Origin of the sequence: Solwaraspora sp. WMMB335 (assembly GCF_049179075.1) — a bacterium.
GTDB lineage: Bacteria > Actinomycetota > Actinomycetes > Mycobacteriales > Micromonosporaceae > Micromonospora_E.
Map to the genome: position 1 here is coordinate 639247 of NZ_JBMHMF010000001.1, position 19691 is coordinate 658937.

The following is a 19691-nucleotide window of genomic DNA, read 5'->3' on the forward strand; positions in this document are numbered from 1 at the left end:
GCGGCCGGCGGCGTCACCGGCCGCCGGCCGCCTCGATCAGGGTCCGGGTGATCTCGTGCCGCGGTGAGCTGAGCACCGCCGGGGTCGCACCGGACTCGACCACCTTGCCGGAGTCGAGCACCACGATCTCGTCGGTCCACCCGGCCACGGCCGCCAGGTCGTGGGTGATCAGCACCACCCCGAGCCCGAGATCCCGGCGCAGTTCGGCCAGCACGGCCAGCACCCTGCCCGCCGTCTGCACGTCGAGCGCGGACGTCACCTCGTCGCAGATCAGCACCCGAGGGCGGCAGGCCAACGCCCGGGCGAGATTGACCCGTTGGCGCTCCCCACCGGAGAGCTGGCCCGGCCGGCGGTCGGCGAAGCCAACCGGCAGATGCACCCGGTCCAGGAGCTCCGCCGCCGCCGCGCGAGCCGCCCGCTGGTCAAGACCACGCAGCTGCCGTAGCGGACGCAGCAGGGCGTGCCCCACCGTCTCCACCGGGTTCAGCGCCGCCGCACTGTCCTGGGACACCAACTGCAGGTCACGTCGCTGGATGGGGCTACGCCGCCGGGTGGCCGCCGCCAGCAGCGCACCGTCGAGGCGTACCGCGCCGTCGTACGGATGCAGTCCGACCAGGCAGCGGGCGAGCGTCGACTTGCCGGCGCCCGACGGACCGACCACGGCGAGGCACCCCCCGGCGGGTAGGGCGAGGTCCACCGCGGCGAGTGCGGCTCGGCGACCGTACCGGGTGCACAGGTGCCGCACCGTCAGAACCGGACCAGCCAGCCCGGCCAGCCCAGCCGGATCAGCCGACCCGGCCAGCCCAGCCAGCCCGGCGACAGTGTCTTGCGCTGTCGGCGACGGTGCCGGCGCGAGCACCCGGGCAGCGGCACCCGCAAGCGCCCGGCGGCCGGCTTCCAGGACGAGCACCTCGTCGCTGACCGCGTGGACCAGGTCCGGATCATGGCTGATCAGCAGAGTGGCCCGGTCGCCGGTCAGCGAGGTGATCAAGTCCCGCACACCGCGTGCCAGAACCGAGTCGAGGCCAACTGTCGGTTCGTCGAGAACCAGCAGATCGGGGTCGGCGGCCAAGGCGACGGCGAACGCGACGCGCTGTGCCTGACCACCGGAGATCTGGTGCGGGTAGCGACGCAGGAACTCGACGTCGGTGGGCAGCCGTACGGTCTCCAGCAGACTGGCTACGTCGGGCGGGCGACCCGCCGCCGCCCCGGTTCCGGCGCGGGTCACCGCCTCGGTGAGCTGGCTGGACAGTCGGCGGGCGGGGTTCAACGTGGCGGTGGCGTCCTGTGGCAGGTAGGCCACCCGACGGCCGCGCACCGCCGCGGCGCCGGCCGGCGTGAACGGGTCGTGGCCGGCGACCCGGACGGTGCCGGCCCGGCGGACCAGCCCCGGCCGGACATGTCCCAGCAGGGTCAGTGCGGTGGTGCTCTTGCCGGACCCGGAACGTCCCATCAGCGCCACCACCTGCCCGGCGGCGACCTGCAGCTGAACACCGTCGACCGTGGGGGGCCCGCCCGACACCGGACCGATGACGAGTCCGTCGACCGCAGCCAACGGCCCGATCTGTGCCGCCGGCCCGCCCCGCGCCGCGTCGGTCGATGGCCCAGCGGCCGGCGCCGGCTCGACACTCACCGGTCGGCCCACCGTGCGGCGGCGTCGTCGGCCAGCAGGTTCACCGAGACGGTGAACACCACCAGCAACAGCGCCGGAAGTACCACCGGCCAGATCGTCAGACCGATCCCGGACGCGTTCTCGCTGACCATACGGCCCCAGTTCGGGGTGGGCGGGCCCGCGCCGAGACCCAGAAAGCCGGCGGTGGCAGTCAGGTGCACGGCGGCCGAGAACCGGATCCCCGCCTCGGCGAGCATGGTGCCGGCGACGTTCGGGATGACGTCGTGCCGGATGATCCGCCATTGGCCGTCGCCCCGCGCCCGGGCGGTGTCGACGAAGCCGCGGACCGCCACCTGCCGGGTCGCCGCGCGCATCACCCGCACCGAGAAGGGCAAGCTGACCAGCGCCACCCCGACGAGAACCGCACCGTTGCTGCCCGGGAAGCCGGCGGCCAACACCAACAGCACCAACAGGCCGGGAACGACGGCGACGACGTCGACCAGCCGGACCACCAGTTCCCCGATCCGCCGCCCGGCCAGGCCGGCGAACACGCCGAGAAGCGCCCCGCACGCACTGGCGAGGGCGGTCGCGCCGACGGCCAGGATCACCACGGCGCGGCCACCGTGCAACAGCCGGCTCAACACGTCGCGACCGACGGCGTCGGTGCCGGCCGGATGCGCGACGCTCGGGGTGTCGAACGGCAGCCCGACCGGAGCTGTCGGCGACCCGGTGGCCAGCAGCGGGCCGGCCAGCGCCACGAGCACGACACCGGCGGCCGCGACACCGGCGGTGAGCAGGGTCACGCGGGAATGGGCGGCGCGCCCGGCGGCCACCACAGGCGCGACGTCGCTCACGACCGGCCCCGCAACGCCGGGCTCAGCACCAGGTGTGCGACATCGCCGAGCAGCAGCACGGCGAGCGCGATGGCGCACGTCGCCAGGGCGAGGCCCTGGACCATCGGCACGTCCCGGTTGGCCACCGCCTGCTGAAGTTCGTAACCGATGCCGGGATAGTTGAACAGGGTCTCGACGACGACCGCCCCGCCGACGAGTCCGGCGAACATCACCGCGGTCACCTGCACGGCGGGTCCCACCGCGTTGGGTAGCACGTGCCGCACGGCGAGCCGGAGTCCGGTCACGCCACGCAGCCGGGCCGCCTCGACGTACGGTGCCGCCGCGATATCCGCGACCGAGGCCCGCAGCAGTCGCGCGGCTGCCGCGATCGCGGCGACCGACAGCGCGGCGACGGGCAGCACCAGGATCCGGGGCTCGTCCCAGGGGCGACCGCCGATCGGCACCAGCGAAACCTCGGGCAGCAGGCCGAGGCCGGCGGCGAAGACGGCGACCAGCAGTGCCGCGACGAGGAACTCGGGTATCCCGACCGCGACCAGGGTCGCGGTGCTGACCAGCCGATCCGCGCGCCGGCCGGCCCGCATGCCCGCGACCAGGCCGACCGCGACGGCGAGCGGTACCGCCAGCGCCATGGCCAGGCTGGTCAGCAGCAGACTGTTCGGCAGCCGGTCGACGAGCACCTCGGTGACCTCGCGACGGCCGACGTACCCGGTACCGAGATCGCCGCGTACCGCAGCGGCTGCCCAGTCGACGTACCGGCGCGCCGCAGGCGCGTCGAGGCCGAGTTCCCGGCGCAGCTGCTCCCGCTCGGACACGGTGGCGTCGGCCCCGGCGACGGCACCGACCGCGTCGCCCGGCAGCACCTCGGTCACGGTGAAGATCAACGCGGACAGGATGGCGAGGACCAGTGCCGCGGCGGCGCTACGCCGGGCGACGAGAACGGCGACCCGGACGAGGCTCACGCCAGGTATGCCTGCTCGAAGCTGCTGAACGGCTCGTCGCGGACGCCGTACACGGCGGTCGTGTGCCCGTTGATCGACGGGGCGAAGACCGGGATCACCTGGTTTCCCTCCTCCCAGATCAACCGCTGTGCCCGCACCGCCGCGTCCCGGCGCAGGTCGGGGTCGACGGCGCTGCGGGCCTGCGCGACGAGGTCGTCGATGTCCGGGCGGTTGAAGCCGAAGGTGGACGGTGAACCGGCGGTGCGGGTCGCGGCGTAGCTGGACAACGGCGGCACCGCCGGACCGTAGCTGGCGGCGAACGGCAACTGGACGTAGGCCGCGAAATCGGAGAACAGTTGTCCGGTGGGACGCTGGTCGAGGGTGGCCTCGATGCCGACCGCTTTGAGATTCTCGACGACGACCGTCGCGGTTTCGGCCATGCCGGCTACCTCGGGCGCGGTGGTGACGGCGACCTCGATGGTGCCGACACCGGCCTCGGTGAGCAGCGCTTTGGCCCGATCCGGATCGTACGGCCGCTGCTCGATCTCGTCGGCGTAGTCGCTGAATCCGAGGGAGGCGAGGTCGTTGCCGACAAAAGCCCGGTCGAAGAAGACATTGCGGACGATCGCCTCCCGGTCGATCGCGTACTTGACCGCCTGGCGGACCCGCACGTCGGCGAACGGGGCGAAGGACAGGTTGAGCCCGAAGGACAGTGACGTGGCGTACGGCAGGTCGGACACGGCGACCGCGAACCGCCCGTCCCCCTCGACGGTACGGGCGGCGACCGGTCCGATGTCGCTGACGAAGTCGACCTGCCCGCCGGTGAGCGCGTTCACCCGAGCGGTGGCGTCAGGGACGGTCCGCAGCTCCAAACCGTCCAGGTACGGCCCGCCGCCGAGGGCGAGCCCGTAGTAGTCGTCGTGACGGGTGAACACGGCACCCTGGCCAGGCTCGAACTCGACCAGCTTGAACGGCCCGCAGGTCGGCATGTCCGGGGTGAACTCGGTGGTGCCGTCCTTGAAGACCAGGGTGCTCTGGCAGAGCACGAGCCGACCGTCGGCGATCGGCCGAAGCGTCGGCAGCACGAGGGTCGCATCGTCGGTGACGGTCGCGGCCGCCAGGTCGAAGTTCTGCGACGGAGGCTTGAGGAAGGGCAGCGAGCCGAGCGCGACCGGGGCGTTGAGCGAGTAGAGCAGGTCACGGGCCGTGAGTGTGGAACCGTCGGTGAAGGTGACACCGGGGCGGACCTTCACGGTGTACGTCCGCAGATCCTCACTGACATCGATCCGCTCGAGTACGCCGTACCGAACACCATGCTCCGCCGCCGGATCGAGCACACCGAGCGCGCCGTGCGTGCACCGGGCCCGGACGTAGTCCAAGCCGGTCGGCCCCATCAGGAAATTGAGCGTCTCGGCCGCGCCGCCGCCGACGAAGGCGGCCCGCAGGGTGCCACCGGACCTGGGCGTCGGTGTGCCGGACACCGCTCCGGCGGCAGGGCCGGTGTCATCGTTCGAACAGGCGGCGAGTATCGGCGCGCCCGCCACGGCGGCCAACGACATCGCGCCGGTCCGCAGCAGTGTGCGCCGGTCGAAAGAACGCGCCAAGGGATGCTCCTCGGGAAGGGTCGAGCACAGGAAGGACGGGAAAACCCCGCTCCCGACAGCATCGCCGGGATGAAAACCATTGTCAACTAGGCAGCTCGCCCACCCATCGAAGGGCACCGGACGGACAGAGGGCGGCCACCTCCCGCAACGCGTCGCCGTCCAACCGGTCCGCGCCACCGCCCCGCCACACCACGACACCGACGTCCGGATCCTGGTCGAACAGTTCCGGCGCGAAGCGCACGCAGTGACCCGCACCGACACAGCGATCAGGATCGACCAGGAGCTCACCCATGCCAGCACCACCAGTACGTCGAGCCGACCGCCAGTAGAAAATGGTTTTCATTGTATCGGGTTGAACGCCGCACGCAACGACCAGGTGCCGATGAGCGACGTCGCGCTCAGCGCCGAGGCCGACCGCTGGGTGTCGACGGGCGAGCCGACGCGGATCAGATCGGGACGATCCCCTCCAGCACGGTGCCGGCACCGGGTGCCGACCGCACCGTCACGGTGCCGCCCGCCGCGGCCACCCGGTCGCTGATGTGGCCCAACCTCGACCCGGCCGGCAGCCCGGCCGGGTCGAAGCCCGGCCCGCGGTCGGAGACCGCGAACCACAGTCCCCGGTAGGTGTCCCGCAGCACCACCGCGGTCTCGGCACCTGGGGCGTGCTTACGCGCGTTGGTCACCGCCTCCAGACAGGCGTAGAAGACGGCGGTCTCGACAGCGGCCGGATAGCGGCGCGGCGGCCCGTCGGGCAGGCTCAGGGTCACGCCGTCATACCGGCCGACCTCCGCCTGCAGTGCCTGCCGCAGGCCGCCGGTGACCAGGCCGACCGGCAGGATACCGGCGGCCGTGTCCCGCAGCACCGCCTCGGCGGCACCGACCTGCTCGGCGAGCGCGTCGATACGGCCGACGACGGCCACGGCGTCACCGGCCGCCACCTCGTGTTCCAGCAGGCCGAGAGTGAGACGCAGGTTGACCAGGTGGTGCTGGGCGCCGTCGTGCAGGTTTCGTTCCAGCGCACGGCGGCGGTCGTCCATCTGCGCTACGGTCCGACGGCGGGACGACGCGATCTCTTCGGCGTGGGCGACGGCCGCGTCGAGTTCGCGGCGCAGCGCCACCGCCAGCCGGGCGGCGTCCAGCACCGGTCCCAGCACGGTCAGCACGTCGCGCAGCAGGCGGCGTCGGGCACCGAACAGCACCGGCCCGGACAGCGCCAGCCAGCCCACCGGTGTACCCGCGAAAAGCACCTCGTGTAGGCGCAGCGGGCCCGGGGCGGCCGCCCGCGACTCGGCGGCCCAGTCGTGCCACTCGATCGCCTCGGCCGGCTCTGCCACCGATGCGCTGCCGTCGCCCGCGCCCAGGTTGCCCGCGCCGGGGTTGCCCGCGCCGGTGCCGTCCACGCCGCCGGGCGAACCGACCAAAGCGATCCGGCACCGCCGTACCCGAAGTCCTCGCCCGACCTCCCGGGCCACGGCGGCCAGGTCGGGTGCCTCGCGTCCCACCCGGCCGGCACCGATGATCCGGCCGATGACGAGCTCCCGGTGGTCGTCGGCCATCCGTTCAGCCCTCGATCCGCAGCGTGCGCAGATAGGTGATCACCGCGAGCACCCGGCGGTGGTACGCGCCGCTGTCGGCGGGCAGGCCGAGCTTGGCGAAGATGGCGGTGGCGTGCTTCTCCACCGCCTTGGTGGACATGAACAACGCGTTGGCGATACCCACGTTGGAGCGTCCCTCCGCCATCAGCCGCAGCACGTCACGCTCCCGTGGTGACATCTCGGCGAGACGATCACCGGTCGCCTGCCGGGCGTCCACCAACTGCTGCGCTATCTCAGGTTCGATCACCACTTCGCCCTCGGCCACCCGCTGCAGGGTGCCGCTGAGCGCCGAGACGTCGACGATCCGGTCCTTGAGCCGGTATCCGATGCGATCGGTGCCGATCTGCAGCATGCGGATCAGATAGTGTGACTGTGCGTAGTTGGACAACAGCAGGATCCCGGTCGCTGGGTGGCTACGGCGCAGGGTGGCCGCCGTGGCCAGGCCACCGTCCGGTTCGGGTGGCATCCGGATGTCGAGGATGACCACGTCGGCGGGCTTCCGATCGAGCAGTGTGACCACCTCGTCGCCGTGCGACGCCCAGCCCACGACCTCGTGCCCCGACGCGCCCAGCAGCATGGCCAAGCCCTCGCGGAACAGAGCCGAGTCCTCCGCGATGGCGATCCGCATGGGGCTATCGTGGCGCACCAACCGGGTTCCCGCCGAGTACCACGCCAGAGTCGCAGCCGACGGCGGGTCGGCCCACGGCACGGATGCCGGTCACTGGGCCTCGGGTGATCGGGGCAACCGGGTCAGCAGCCCTTCGGCCGACCGGGCGAGCTGGCGGTACGCGGCCTGCTCATGCGGATCCACGGCGGCCTGCTCGGCCAACGAACGCCACCAGGAGATCTGCTCGATCGCCACGCGGCGCTGCTGATCCGGATCCGTCTCCTCGGGCAACCCGAGCCGGGCCGGGATGGACCGGCTGACGGTATCGAGCAGCCGCAGCGCCACGTGGCGCTGCGGCTCGGTCAGCGGCAGCGCACCGGTGCGGATTCGGCGCAGCAGTAGGCGCTCGTCGAGTTCATGGCTGTTGGCGCGAAGCCGCTCGTACTCGTAACCCAGCCATCCGCCGGGATCCCGGCGGATGATCTTTCCGAGGCGGTCGATCACCCGTCGGGCCACGGCCAACGCGGCGGCCGGGTCCCCACCGGCACCGGCCAATAGCGCCTCTGGCGCCTCTCGATCAAGCATGGTCAGCAGCTCGCACAGCACGGCCCGATCGGGCTCGTCGGTCACCTCCACCGCAGCCCGCAGCAGGGAGCGCGTCCGCTCGACGAGGTCCGTGCCGTCGTCGGTGTCGACCACCAGGTGCGGCAGCGCCGGCCACACGGCCGGGCCGGCGGCGATCATCGCGGGGACCACCGGCGTCAACCGGGCCGGTACCCAGGCGCGCAGCACCAGCTCCGCACCGCTGGTCTCGGCGCCGATCGCGCCGCCGAGGGCGGCCAGCCGGTCATCGACCGCGGGAAGCATCTCGCGCACCGGGCTCGTCGAGGTCGTCTCCGGCTCGGTCACCGTCACCGTGGCGAGCTCACCGTCGACGCTGAGCCGCACCAGCAGCGGCCGGCCGGTCGGCGCGCCGACCGCCAACGCCGGCAGCACCGCGGCGACGGCCCAGTACAGCCCGGACTCCACCTCCCGGCCCACGTCGGCCAGGGCACCGCGGATCCGCACCGGTCTGGGCAGCGTGGTCGCCAGCTCACGCAGGGCGTCCACGATCCCGCACTCGTCCAGCACGTACGGGTACACCCCACGCGCCATCGCCCGGAAGCGTTCGATCAGATGGTCCAACGCACCGCGCAACTCGGCGATGGCGACCAGCGTCGACTGCCGCGCCGCAGGACCGGACAGATCGGCTCCGCCGGCCTGATCGCGCAGCTGATCGACCCTGGCCCGGATCTCGGCCAGTCTGCCGCCGCCAAGGGTGATCAGGTCGCCGACCATCCGCCGGCTCTCCACATCGGCCGCGGTGGAGAGTCGCTCCCGGGAGGCGGCCAAGGCGGTGGAGAGCGCGGCTGCGTCGTCGATCCGCCGACGCAGCTCCTGATCCAACTGGGACCCGCGAAGCAGCAGCGCCAGGTAGCCGATGGCCGCGCCGACCCGCTGCCGCTCCCGGTTGCTCACCGGACGCCGCCCAGGCAGCTGTGACAGGGCCAGCACTCCCCGATCGACCTCGCCGTCGACGATCGGCATCAGCAGCGCCACGGCCGGCATCGTGCCCAGGACCGCCGCCGAGGGAATCCGGTGCGGCCCGGCCAGCCGATTACCGGACTCGGCGACCCGGGTGAGCCAGCCGTCGGGTGTCCGCGACCAGACCACCGCAGAGCGGTCACCGGCGGCGGTCTCCAGCACCGCGTCGAACAGCCGGTCGCTCGACGCGTCGGGGGTGGCCCGGCGAACAGCACCCAACAGCGCGTCCAGCACCGGCGCGTCGTCCGCAGGGGGATCCGGCCGCGGCGTGGCGGCCGACGAGCGCCCGGTGTCCGATAAGGACCACCCGTGCATGGTTCCTCCCGTCCCTTGACAGCCAGACTACTTCAGGTGCCGCCGCTATCGAGACATCGCCGGCCAGAGCACCCGCCGGAGCCGATGGGTGTCCCGGCGAACCCACCGCCCCGCCTTGGTCGTGCGTATGACGACACGGCCGGTGTACCGGCCGACCGAGACGGAAGGTGGTGGCGGTGACAGCAGCCGTCGAGGCACCGCACGCCTATCGGCACGATCTGCCGCGCCGCGCCGCCGGCCAGGACGGCGGGAACGCCGTCACCCTGACTGAGCAGCTGGTCGGCACCGCTTCCCTGCCCGGCGCCACCGCGGTGCCGCTGGACTGGCCACCGGAGGGGGTGCTGCTGGACTGGTTGCGCCGGCTCACCGCCCCGGCCCTCTACACCACCGGGAACGAGGAATTGGCCGCCCGGCGATGGTTCGCCGGTGACCCGTACGGGTTGCGGGTGTTGCCGGCACCGCCGCCGTTCCTGGCCGGGCGGGACGTCCGGGCGCTACCCGCCGGTCAGGTCGCGCCGCTGCTCCGCCGGCTCAGCATGACCCGGTCGGCACCGGACCCGACCGAGCTGACCGCTGCGGCGCTGGCCGTTCAGGCTGGTCCGCTGAGCGTCGCGGAACGGGATCCACGGTCCCGCCGCTGGGGGCAGCCGCCGGAGTCCGGCGCCCCACCGCTGCCCGACATGACCGAGATCCCCCGGCTGGTGCACGGCATCTGGCTCGGCCGGCCGATCCCGGAGACCAGCGTCTTCTGGCGCAACTACGGCGACCTGGCCGACCGCTATCAGGGCCGGGTGGACGTGGTGCTCTGGACCGATCTGCCACGCGAGCGGTTGACGACCGGGCCTGGGCGCCGGCTCCGCGACTGGGCCCGCGCCCATGGCGTCCACCTGGTCAACGTGCACGAGGTCTTCCACGCCGCCGCTCCGATGACGCTGCACGCGGCGTACACCAACGAGATGTGCAAGCAACTGCCACGCGGGTACGCGGCCGCCAGCGACCTGCTCCGAATCGAGATCGTCCACCGTTTCGGTGGCATGTACGCCGACGGCGACCTGGGGTTCGGCTCCGGGCTCGAAGAGCTGATCGACCGAGTGGCCGGCTGCCCGCACGGCTTCACCTTCAGCCTCAAACAGGACGGATCCGTTTTCTCTGACATGATCATCGCACCGGCCCGCCACCCCGCGATCGCGCTCTACCGGGAGCTGACCCGGCTGCGGTACTTCCTCGACCAGCCCGCCCTCTTCGGTGGTATCCGGCGGATGGCCGGTGCCTTCGCCCAGACGGACCGCCAGGAGGAGCGGTACGTCACCACGCCGCGCACCGGCCGGATGCACATCGCCACGCTGCGCCTGGTCGGCATGCACCGGGGGCATCTGGTGTCCGGCCACCCGGTGGTCCGGGAGGGTCGTGAGATGAGCTGGCTGCCGCCCACTCCCGGTGCCGATCCCACCATGCGCCACCTGGGCGACCAGATGCTGCCGGTACTGCAACGCACCGTCACGTTCCTCCGCTGGCAGTTGCTGGCCCGCAACGGTGACCTCTACCTGACCGCCGCCGCACCGGTCATCCGTGGGTTGCCGGACCCGGACACGGCCTGGGTCGCGCTGCTGCGTGCCCTCGCCGAGCTCACCTCGGACGTCGCCCCGGTCCGGTCGGTCACCGACCTGCGCCGCAACGACGACCTGACTCTCCACCCGGTCGAGCTCCCGCCCACCGCCCGTTGTCTGATTACCCGGCCCGGACACGACGCGTGGATCGGTGCGGTGCTGACCAGCGGCGACACCGCGTGGTTACTGGAGGAACGCACCCGCCGGGCGGGCCTGCGGGCGGCCGGGCGATGACCGCCGTGGCATGCCTGCTGCGCCAGGCCGATCTGCTGGCCGAGGTCCGCGATCAGGCCGCCGCCGAGATGTCGGCCTTCGACGCCGGACTGGCCGAGCGTAGCCGCCGCCGCGCCCCATGGCCGGCGCAGGAGCTGGCCGAGATCCTGGTCGACGCCGACACCGTCGCACGGGTGCTCGGTTCCGGCGCCGCCGACCAGGCGCAGCGGGCGGCGTCCACGCGGGCCCAGGCGATCCTCGCCGGCCACCCCGACCTGCCCGCCGGACGGGTCCGGGCCGCGGTCGCGGCCGCCGGGGCGCTGGTCCGGATGTCCTGCCTGGCCGCCGCGCTGGGCACGCCGACGCACCGGGAACGGATCCGGCGGCTCGCTGGTGAGCTACGCTCGGCCCCCGCCGGTAGCGGGCCGCCGGTCGACCTCGCCCACCCGTCCCCGCTGCGGGCGCACGTCCGTACCGCGGTCCTCGCCCGGGCCGCGGCGGCCGCGCGCACCGCCCGGCTGGCCGGGTCGTGCGCACCGCCTCGGTACGCCCGCCCCGCCCACCGGGAACGCATCGACGAACTGACCGCACGACTGGTCGCCACCGCCTGCGTTCCCGGTGCCTCCGGCGCCCCGCTGGAGGCACCCCGGGATCCGCGGCTGCTCGGCTGGCTGCGCTCCGTCGTCGGTGGCGATCGGCTGTACGAGTACGGCGTCGAGGAGGCGGCCGCCCGGCGGTGGCTGGGTGGGGACATCTACGGCCACCGCCACCCCCGGCCCGCCCCGGACTTCCTGGCCGGCCTGGACGTACGGGCCCTGCCGCCCCGGCTCGTGGCACCGTTCCTGCGCCGGATGAGCCTGACCCGGCCGCGACCCACCGCCGCCGAACTGACACCGGCGGCCCTGGCCGACGAGGCCGCACCGGTCAGCGCCGCCGAGCGGGATCCCGCCGCACCCGCCTGGGCCGACACCGGGGCGGTGCCGGTGCCGCCGCTGCCGGCGCTGATCGAGATCCCACGGGTGGTGCACGGCATCTGGCTGGGCCGCCCGATGCCGCAGAGCAGCGTCTTCTGGCAGCGCTACGGTGACCTCGCCCGAGGCTATGCGGGCGAGCTGGACGTCGTGCTCTGGACCGATCTGTCCCGGGACCGCCTTGACACGCCGGCCGCCGCCCGGCTGCTGGGCTGGGCCCGTGCGCACGGCATCCATGTGGTCGACGCGGCCGAGATCTTCCACGCCACCGCGCCGATGCTGCTGCACAGCCAGTACGCCCTGGAAATGTGCCGACAGTTGCCGGCCGGCTTCGCCGGGGCCAGCGACCATCTCCGGGTCGAGATCGCCTACCGCTTCGGTGGGCTCTACGCCGACGGGGACATGGTGTTCGCCCCGACCGGGATCCCCGAGTTGCTGGACCGGGTCGCCGCCTCGCCCTGTGGATTCGCGCTGAACGCGGTCGGCAGGCTGGCGGTCTCCAACGATCTGATCGCGGCGCCGGCCGGCCATCCGGCGCTGGCACTGTGGCGGGAGATCGGCCGGCTGAACTACTACCGGCCGGTCGGCGACCTGTACGGCGGGACCGCTCGGGTCCTCGCCGATCCGCGACGTAGCGGCGCGGCCTGGACCTGGACCGTCACCCCGGCCCGCAGCGGTCGAATCCAGCACCATCTGCTGCGGCGCCTGGGCATCACCGGTGCCGACCTCACCCGGGTCCAGCCCACGATCACGTTCACCAACGAACTGAGCTGGGTGCCGCCGGCCACCGGCGAACCGCCCGTGCCGCACCCCGACGGCGCCGACGTGCTGCCGGTGCTGCAACGCACCATCGCCTACCTGCGTTGGCAGCTACTCGCCCGCGGCGGCGACCTGCACCTGAGCGCGGTCAGTCCGATTATCGCGGGGCTACCCGAACCGGACCTCGCCTGGTCGGCGCTGATCGCGGCGCTGCGGCCACTCGGCCGGGACCTGCCGGAGATCCGCTCCGCCACCGTCGCCCGCCGGTACGACAACCACGTGGTCCGGCAGGTGACGCTGCCTCCGGCGGCCCGCGCACTGCTGCGGCCCGCATCCGGCGACGACTGGCTCGGCGCCGGTCACGACGGCGGCCGGCGCCAGGTGTGGTTCCTGGGCGAGCAGGTGATGCCGGCGCGGCTGGCCGGTCCACCACGGCGGCCGGCCGCCGTGGCAGCCGCCGGCCCGGTCGACACTCGCTGGCGGCCGCGCTGAACTCCGGCCGCCCACCCGGACGTGCGAAAAGCATGGACCGACCGGCGGTAGGCGACGTTTGCGGTGAAGGGGGATCGGTGTTGAGGTTGGCACACACGGACGGTGACCTCGCCCGAACCAGCGGCTACATGATCGACCTGCCCGACGGCTGGGTCACCGAGACCGTCCCGCCCGGCGTACTCATCGCCGAGGAGGGCCGGCCCGCACTGCCGCCGCTGCCGGTCGACCCGGCTTACCACGACCTCGTCGTCTGGTCGGCGGGTCCGGTGCCGAACACCGTCGTCGCCGCGGTCGCGCGGCTGGCCCGGTCGCTGCCGGCCGACACGCAGCAGCGGCTGCGTCTGGTCGCGTTGGAAGGTACCGACCCACTGCCGCTGATCGACCTGGCCGGTGCCCTACGACTGCCGGTATGCCACCTGCGCAAGGCCGTACCGGCACCCGACCATGCCCCGCCACCGGCCGTCGCGACGAGGTCACCGACGGGTCCGGTCGGCCGGGCGGTCGGCTGGCCGGCGACTATCCCACCGGCGCCACCGATCCCAGCAGCACCGATGATCCCGCCGGCACCACCGATCCCACCAGCGCCAGCGATCCCACCGGCGACGCCGATCCCACCGGCCATGCTGGCGCGGTCCGTGGCCGAGGTTCTACCCGGCACCCCCACCCGGCCGAGGGACACCGCCGTGGGAGTCGAGCCGGCCGCGCCGGCGAGGCGGACCGGCCCGGTCCCGGTCCCGGTCCCGGTCCCGGTCGCATCGACCGTACGGGCCGCGCCGGCGGAATCGACCACGCCGACCGATCCCGCCGGGTCCGCCGATCCGCTGCCGCCGGCACCGGCCACCAGCGGTTCCCCGGCGGTCGGCCGGGCCCCGGCACCGGCCGGCGCGGCCCGGCGAACCCTCTCCGTCGGCGCGGACGGCCGGGTACGGGTGACCAGCACCCGGACGGGCGTCCATCGCCCGCCGCACCTGAGGACCCCGCCGGGCCCGCCTCCCGTCGAGCCACCGCCGGCCAGTGGGACAACGCCGCCGGCCAGCAGAGAAACACCGCCGGCCAGCAGGGGAACACCGCCGGCCAGCGTCCCGGCCAGCCCGACCACGCCCGTACCGGCCATGCCGCCGGCCGTGCCCGCCATGCCGTCGCGGCTTGGACCCGCTCCGCGTCCAGCGGACCCTCCGGCCGGCCGCGCGGAGGCGTCGTCCGCCGTAGACGTGGCCCCCGTGCCACCAGCGCCGGTGCCGCTGGCCGACACCGTGGCCACCGCTGGCATCTCCACACCGGAGCCCGTCGCCACACCGGAGCCCGTCGCCACACCGGACGCGGGGATCGCACCGCCGGGCGAGATCACGGCAGTGCCATGCTGGGACGACCACCGCAGCTCGGCCGAGGACCGCCAGCGATTCCGGTCCTCGTTGGGCTGGCAGTACGACGTCGCCGCCCGGTACGTGACCCGACTGCTGGCCGACCGGCCGGGTCTGCGGGCCACCGGTGACGCTGGTCTGGCGACCGACCTGGCCGCCGTCCAGGTGTTCGCGATGGCATCGGACCATGGACCGCTCGACACCCGCCACGCCGGTTCGTCGTCCCCGGCCGCTCAACCGTTCCTCTCCTGCCTGGTCAGCGGCCTGCACCGATTGCCGGCGGTGTCGGGCCCGGTGTTGCGGGGCGGGCCGGCGGATCGCCGGACGGCGTCGTCCTACCGGCCCGGTGCCGAATTCGTCGAACCCGGTCCACTGCTGGCCGTCGCCGACCTCACCGCGCTGGTGCCCGGATCCGTGGAACTGTTCATCTGGTCGCACACGGCGCGCCGGCTGGCGGGCCTGGTCGATCCGGCGGACGCCGCCGCCGTGACGTTCCTGCCAGGCACGGTGTTCCGGGTGTTGGCGGTGGATGACGACAGCGACCCGGCCCGGGTGCTGCTGACCGAGGTACCGGCGGGTGGGCACCGGCAGTTCGACCAGGCCAGGGCCGACCGCATCGCCACCCGGCTGCGCGGTGCCATCGCCGATCGCACCGCCGATCTGTCGACCGCCGCCGACGCTGCCGGACCGGAGCCCGCCGCGTTCCTGACCCGACTGGCGGTCCTGCCCGGCCCGCGACCGGTCAGCCCGCGACCGGTCAGCCCGCAACCGGGCCAGCCGCGACCGGACGGCGACACACCGCAATCGGTTGGCACCACACTCGGAGGCACGATATGACCATCAATGGTGTGCGGGACGGGTCGGTCACCGCCATGTCCAGAACGGTCGCGTCCAGTCTGGCCGTCCTGTCGACGACACCGGTCCCGGCGGCGGCCGAGACCTTCGCGGCGCTGGCATTCTCCATGGCCGGCCGGCTCGCCGACGACGTCCGAGCCGTGCTCCGTACCCACATCGCCGACGACGCCGTGGCGCAGGCCGGTGCCCTGCTCGCCGAGGCGCTGGCGGACGGGGAGGTGGAGCTCACCGCGCACGAGACCGAGCTGGCCCGTCAATGTCTGAGCGCCGCCGGGGTGGACTCGCGGTGGCTACCGGCCGGCGGAGCGCCGGCCGCACCGACGACACCGGCCATGCCCGAGTACCGGTTCAGCCCCGCGCCGGACGGGCCGGCTCCGGAGCTGCTGGCGGCGGCGACGTCGGTGGTCGGATGGACGCCGGGCCTACACGGGCTGTGGCAGACGCTGCGGACCTCCCGCCGGGCCACCGCCGAGCCGGTCTGGCTGGCCGAGGCGACGGTCGACGCCGACCTGGTCGAGCTCACCGCCGAGATCCAGCATCGGCTGGCGGCTGCTGGCGAGGTGCCGCCCCGGGTCGAGGTGTTCACCCCGCAGACCGCGCTCACCGACTACCACCGCCGCGCCCTGGACCGCGCCGGACTGGTGTGGCTCGCGCCGGAGCTGCCCGAGCTCCAGGTCGCGCGGGTGTACGACGGTGCCGACCCGGACGGCTCACCGTACTTCACGCCGCATCATCCACACACGACCGGCCCGGAGCGCGACCGACTGCTCGCCTATCTGGAGGGAGCCACCGTGGTGCTCGCCGACATCGCGGACGGGGCGGACGTACTGGAGCCGGAGTCGGGCCGTGCGGTACCGATGGCCTTCCGTACCGACGGCACCTGGGTTTGGACCGACGCGATCGCCTACTACCTGCGACAGCACGGGCTGGCACCGGAGCCTGGGCTGGCCGGCCACGTCCTCGCCGCCACGGGCCGGCCGTCGGCCGCCAGCCCACTGACCGTGGCCCGGGCGCTGGTAGCCGTGGCCGACCCCGAGTTCGACGAGCCGGCCCGGCTCACGCGGTGGGTGTAGTCGTGGCCCGCCGCGCCCGGGACGGGCGTCCCTTGTCGAGCCGGTGCCGACGGTGACCGCCAGGCTGGCCCAGAGCCGGGTCATCCTCACCGTCGCGCCCGCGCGGGCCGACTGCTACCGCACCATCGGCGACGCGATCGCGGCCGCCTCGGCCGGCGACGTCATCTCGATCAGGCCGGGGACGTACCACGAGTCGCTGGTGCTGCACCGCGACGTCACCCTGAGCGCCAGCTCGGCCGGGGAGGTGCGGATCGAGCACCACGACGGTCCCGCCATCCGGATGGCCACCGAGACCGCGGTCCTGTCCGGTCTGACCGTGACCCATCGCGGGCAGCGATCGACGGCGATCGAGGTGCCGTCCGGGAGCCTGCGCCTGGAGGAGTGTCTGATCGACGTCGACTCGGCGGCCGGGCTGTGGGTGTACGGCACCGGCGAGGTGGTCGCGCGCTCCTGTCGCTTCCAGAACTCGACCGGCGCCGGCGCCATCCTGACCGACGGCGGTCGCGGGCACATCACCGACTGCACCTTCACCCACATCCACGCCTCGGCGGTGGTGATCCGCTCGGGCGCCGACCCCGTCGTCTCGGGATGCACCTTCACCCACTTGGCGGCGAGCGCCCTGCTGGCCAGCGACGGTGCCCGCGGTGTGGTGGAAGACTGCCGGATCGAGCAGGTCGGCAACCCGGCGATCGCGGTGGAGAGCGACAGCCGCCCCATCCTGCGCCGACTCACCATCCGCCGGCCGGCCGGTGCCGGCATCCTGGTCGCCTCCGCCTCCACCCCGGAATTCGAGGACTGCACCGTGCTGGACGCCGCGGCACAGGGCATGGTCCTGGCCGATCGCGCCGCGCCCGAGGTTCGCCGGCTGTCAGTGCAGAATCCTGGCGGGTACGGCATCCACGTGCTGGGCAAGTCCGGTGGCGCGCTCTCCGGCTGCGAGGTCCTCTCCGCCGGGGCCGCCGCCGTACACCTCAGTGACTGCTCGACCACCTTCGACGCGCTGACCATCCGCGGCGGCGACCACGAGGGCGTGCTGGTGAGCGACGGCCGGGTGGTGGTCACCGACAGCACCGTGCAGGGCACGGCCGGTGCCGGCGTACGGGTCGGTGGCGGCGGGGTGGCCGAGCTGAGCGTGACCACGGTCCGCGAGTGCGGCACCGGGATCGAGTGGCGTTCCGGCGCCGCCGGTAGCGCGCTCAGCTGCGAGGTGACGGGCAACCACGGCGACGGCGTCGTGGTGGACACCGATGGCGAGGTGAGCCTGCGGGACTGTCGGCTGACCGCCAACGGCGGCACCGGGCTGCGGGTGACCGCCGGTGGCCGGAGCCCTCGTCGGGTCGCCGTGGAAAGCGCCGGCAACGGCAGCCCGGACGAGGTTCCCGCGGCGACGGATCGCCACGAGGCCGCCGCGGATCCGGCGGCGCGGCGCGAGGACGGGTCGGAACCGGACGGCCGGCCGGGCCTACCGGCCGACACCGCCGTACGCGCCGACGACGATCCGGATACGGCGGCACCGGACTCCGGTGGCGACACCGGCGACCGCCCCGGTTCGCTGCGTGCTCTGCTCCAGCAGCTCGACGCGCTGGTCGGTCTGGACGGGGTCAAGCGCGAGGTGGCCACGCTGGTCCGGTTGTACCAGATGGCCGAGCGGCGCACCAGGGCCGGGCTGCCCGCACCACCGTTGAGCCGTCACCTCGTCTTCACCGGCAACCCCGGTACCGGTAAGACCACGGTGGCCCGGCTGTACGGCATGATCCTCACGAAGCTCGGCGTGCTGCCGAACGGGCAGCTCGTCGAGGTGGGCCGTCCCGACCTGGTGGCCAGCGTGGTGGGTGGTACCGCGCTGAAGACCACCGAACGGTTCACCGAGGCGATCGGCGGGGTGCTGTTCATCGACGAGGCGTACACCCTGGCACCGGCCGGCGCCGGCGGCCCGGACTTCGGTCGGGAGGCGATCGACACCCTGGTGAAACTGATGGAGGACCACCGCGACGAGGTCGTGGTCATCGTCGCCGGCTACACCCACGAGATGCGCAGCTTCCTGGCCGCCAATCCCGGTCTGGCCTCCCGGTTCTCCAAGACCGTCGAGTTCGCTGACTACGCGCCCGGTGACCTGGTGCAGATCGTCGACGGGTTCTGCCGCAGCCACGGCTACCGGCTGGAGTTCGAGACCCGTTCGGCGCTGCTGACCTACTTTCAGCGACTGCCCCGGGACAACGCCTTCGGCAACGGGCGCAGCGCCCGCAAGGTCTTCGAGGAGATGCTCGGCCGGCACGCCTACCGGCTGGGCGACGAACCCGAGATCAACGAGGCGGCGATGACCTGGCTACTCCCGGAGGACCTGCCCGATCTGCCGGTCGGCGGGGTCGGCGCCGGTGCCGGCGCGGGCGACACCGAGCGGGTGGAGACCCTGCTGGCGGAGCTGGAGCGGATGGTCGGTCTGGGCGATGTCAAGCGGGAGGTGGCCAGTCTGGTCGACCTGCTGGCCTCGGCCCGGCAGCGGCAGGCGGCCGGGTTGCCCGCCCCGCCGATCAGCCGGCATCTGATCTTCGCGGGCCCACCGGGCACCGGGAAGACCACCGTCGCCCGGCTGTACGGGCAGATCCTGGCCTCGCTCGGGGTGCTGCACCGCGGCCAGGTGGTCGAGGTGGGGCGGGCCGACCTCGTCGCCTCCTACGTCGGCCAGACCGCCCGCAAAACCACCGACGCCTTCGACCGGGCCCGCGGTGGGGTGCTGTTCATCGACGAGGCGTACGCCCTGTCCAGCAACTCGGGTGGCGGCGGGGACTTCGGCAAGGAGGCCATCGACACGCTCGTGAAGCTGATGGAGGACCACCGCGACGACGTGGTCGTGATCGCCGCCGGCTATGAAAGCGACATGGCTCGTTTCCTGACGGCCAACCAGGGCCTGGCCTCGCGCTTCTCCCGGCAGATCCGGTTCGGCAACTACAGCACCGACGAGCTCGTCACCATCGTCAACCATCACGCGACCGCAGCCGGCTACGAGTGCACCGGGCCGACGATCGGCGCGCTGCGGGCGCATTTCGCCGGCACCGCGCGTGGACCGTCGTTCGGCAACGGCCGCTATGCCCGTCAGGTGCTGGACGAGGCGATCACCCGGCATGCCCGTCGGATGCGGGCCAGCGCCGCACCGACGGTGGAGGAGATGACCCTGTTGCTGCCCGAGGACATCGCCGATCCTGGCGAGGTGGGCATGCATGCGGCCGGATGACGGCGCGCCCCGCCGCCCG

Annotated in this window: 13 protein-coding genes; 5 read left to right on the plus strand and 8 right to left on the minus strand. The window is 73.3% G+C overall.

Annotation, left to right across the window (positions count from 1 at the left end):
• Window positions 1-13 precede the first annotated feature (13 nt).
• The 8 genes from ACN27F_RS02705 to ACN27F_RS02740 all read right to left on the minus strand — a co-directional run bounded on the left by ACN27F_RS02705 (window position 14) and on the right by ACN27F_RS02740 (window position 9109).
• Window positions 14-1633, minus strand: coding sequence for an ABC transporter ATP-binding protein (locus ACN27F_RS02705; RefSeq protein ID WP_421430966.1), 1620 nt, complete (start codon window positions 1631-1633; stop codon window positions 14-16).
• Window positions 1630-2466 carry an ABC transporter permease gene (locus ACN27F_RS02710; RefSeq protein ID WP_421430967.1) on the minus strand — a complete coding sequence of 279 codons (837 nt, stop codon included), beginning with the start codon at window positions 2464-2466 and terminating at the stop codon, window positions 1630-1632. The genes ACN27F_RS02705 and ACN27F_RS02710 overlap by 4 nt, the downstream gene beginning before the upstream one ends.
• Window positions 2463-3425 (minus strand): ABC transporter permease, encoded by a 963-nt coding sequence (locus tag ACN27F_RS02715; RefSeq protein WP_421430968.1) that lies wholly within the window; start codon window positions 3423-3425, stop codon window positions 2463-2465. The genes ACN27F_RS02710 and ACN27F_RS02715 overlap by 4 nt, the downstream gene beginning before the upstream one ends.
• The gene (locus ACN27F_RS02720) at window positions 3422-5008 is read right to left on the minus strand and encodes an ABC transporter substrate-binding protein (protein WP_421430969.1); all 1587 of its coding nucleotides are present in this window, start codon (window positions 5006-5008) and stop codon (window positions 3422-3424) included. The genes ACN27F_RS02715 and ACN27F_RS02720 overlap by 4 nt, the downstream gene beginning before the upstream one ends.
• 82 nt (window positions 5009-5090) lie before the next feature.
• Window positions 5091-5300, minus strand: coding sequence for a (4Fe-4S)-binding protein (locus ACN27F_RS02725; RefSeq protein ID WP_421430970.1), 210 nt, complete (start codon window positions 5298-5300; stop codon window positions 5091-5093).
• Between the two features lie 154 nt (window positions 5301-5454).
• Entirely contained in the window at window positions 5455-6564 is a 1110-nt protein-coding gene (locus ACN27F_RS02730) for a sensor histidine kinase (protein ID WP_421430971.1), read from the minus strand.
• 4 nt (window positions 6565-6568) lie between these two features.
• Window positions 6569-7231 carry a response regulator gene (locus ACN27F_RS02735; protein ID WP_421430972.1) on the minus strand — a complete coding sequence of 221 codons (663 nt, stop codon included), beginning with the start codon at window positions 7229-7231 and terminating at the stop codon, window positions 6569-6571.
• Between the two features lie 90 nt (window positions 7232-7321).
• The gene (locus tag ACN27F_RS02740; protein WP_421430973.1) at window positions 7322-9109 is read right to left on the minus strand and encodes a hypothetical protein; all 1788 of its coding nucleotides are present in this window, start codon (window positions 9107-9109) and stop codon (window positions 7322-7324) included.
• A 176-nt stretch (window positions 9110-9285) separates the two neighbouring features.
• Between ACN27F_RS02740 and ACN27F_RS02745 the strand changes: the two genes are divergently transcribed.
• The 5 genes from ACN27F_RS02745 (at window position 9286) to ACN27F_RS02765 (ending at window position 19672) form a co-directional block, all read left to right on the plus strand.
• Complete coding sequence (locus tag ACN27F_RS02745; RefSeq protein ID WP_421430974.1) at window positions 9286-10950, plus strand: TcdA/TcdB catalytic glycosyltransferase domain-containing protein; 1665 nt, start codon at window positions 9286-9288, stop codon at window positions 10948-10950.
• Window positions 10947-13151: a hypothetical protein gene (locus ACN27F_RS02750; protein WP_421430975.1), complete on the plus strand. Its 2205-nt coding sequence runs from the start codon at window positions 10947-10949 to the stop codon at window positions 13149-13151. The genes ACN27F_RS02745 and ACN27F_RS02750 overlap by 4 nt, the downstream gene beginning before the upstream one ends.
• Window positions 13152-13237: 86 nt before the next feature.
• Complete coding sequence (locus ACN27F_RS02755; RefSeq protein ID WP_421430976.1) at window positions 13238-15349, plus strand: hypothetical protein; 2112 nt, start codon at window positions 13238-13240, stop codon at window positions 15347-15349.
• The gene (locus ACN27F_RS02760; RefSeq protein ID WP_421430977.1) at window positions 15346-16440 is read left to right on the plus strand and encodes a hypothetical protein; all 1095 of its coding nucleotides are present in this window, start codon (window positions 15346-15348) and stop codon (window positions 16438-16440) included. Before ACN27F_RS02755 ends, ACN27F_RS02760 begins: the two co-directional genes overlap by 4 nt.
• Window positions 16441-16492: 52 nt before the next feature.
• The gene (locus tag ACN27F_RS02765) at window positions 16493-19672 is read left to right on the plus strand and encodes a right-handed parallel beta-helix repeat-containing protein (RefSeq protein ID WP_421430978.1); all 3180 of its coding nucleotides are present in this window, start codon (window positions 16493-16495) and stop codon (window positions 19670-19672) included.
• Window positions 19673-19691: the final 19 nt, after the last annotated feature.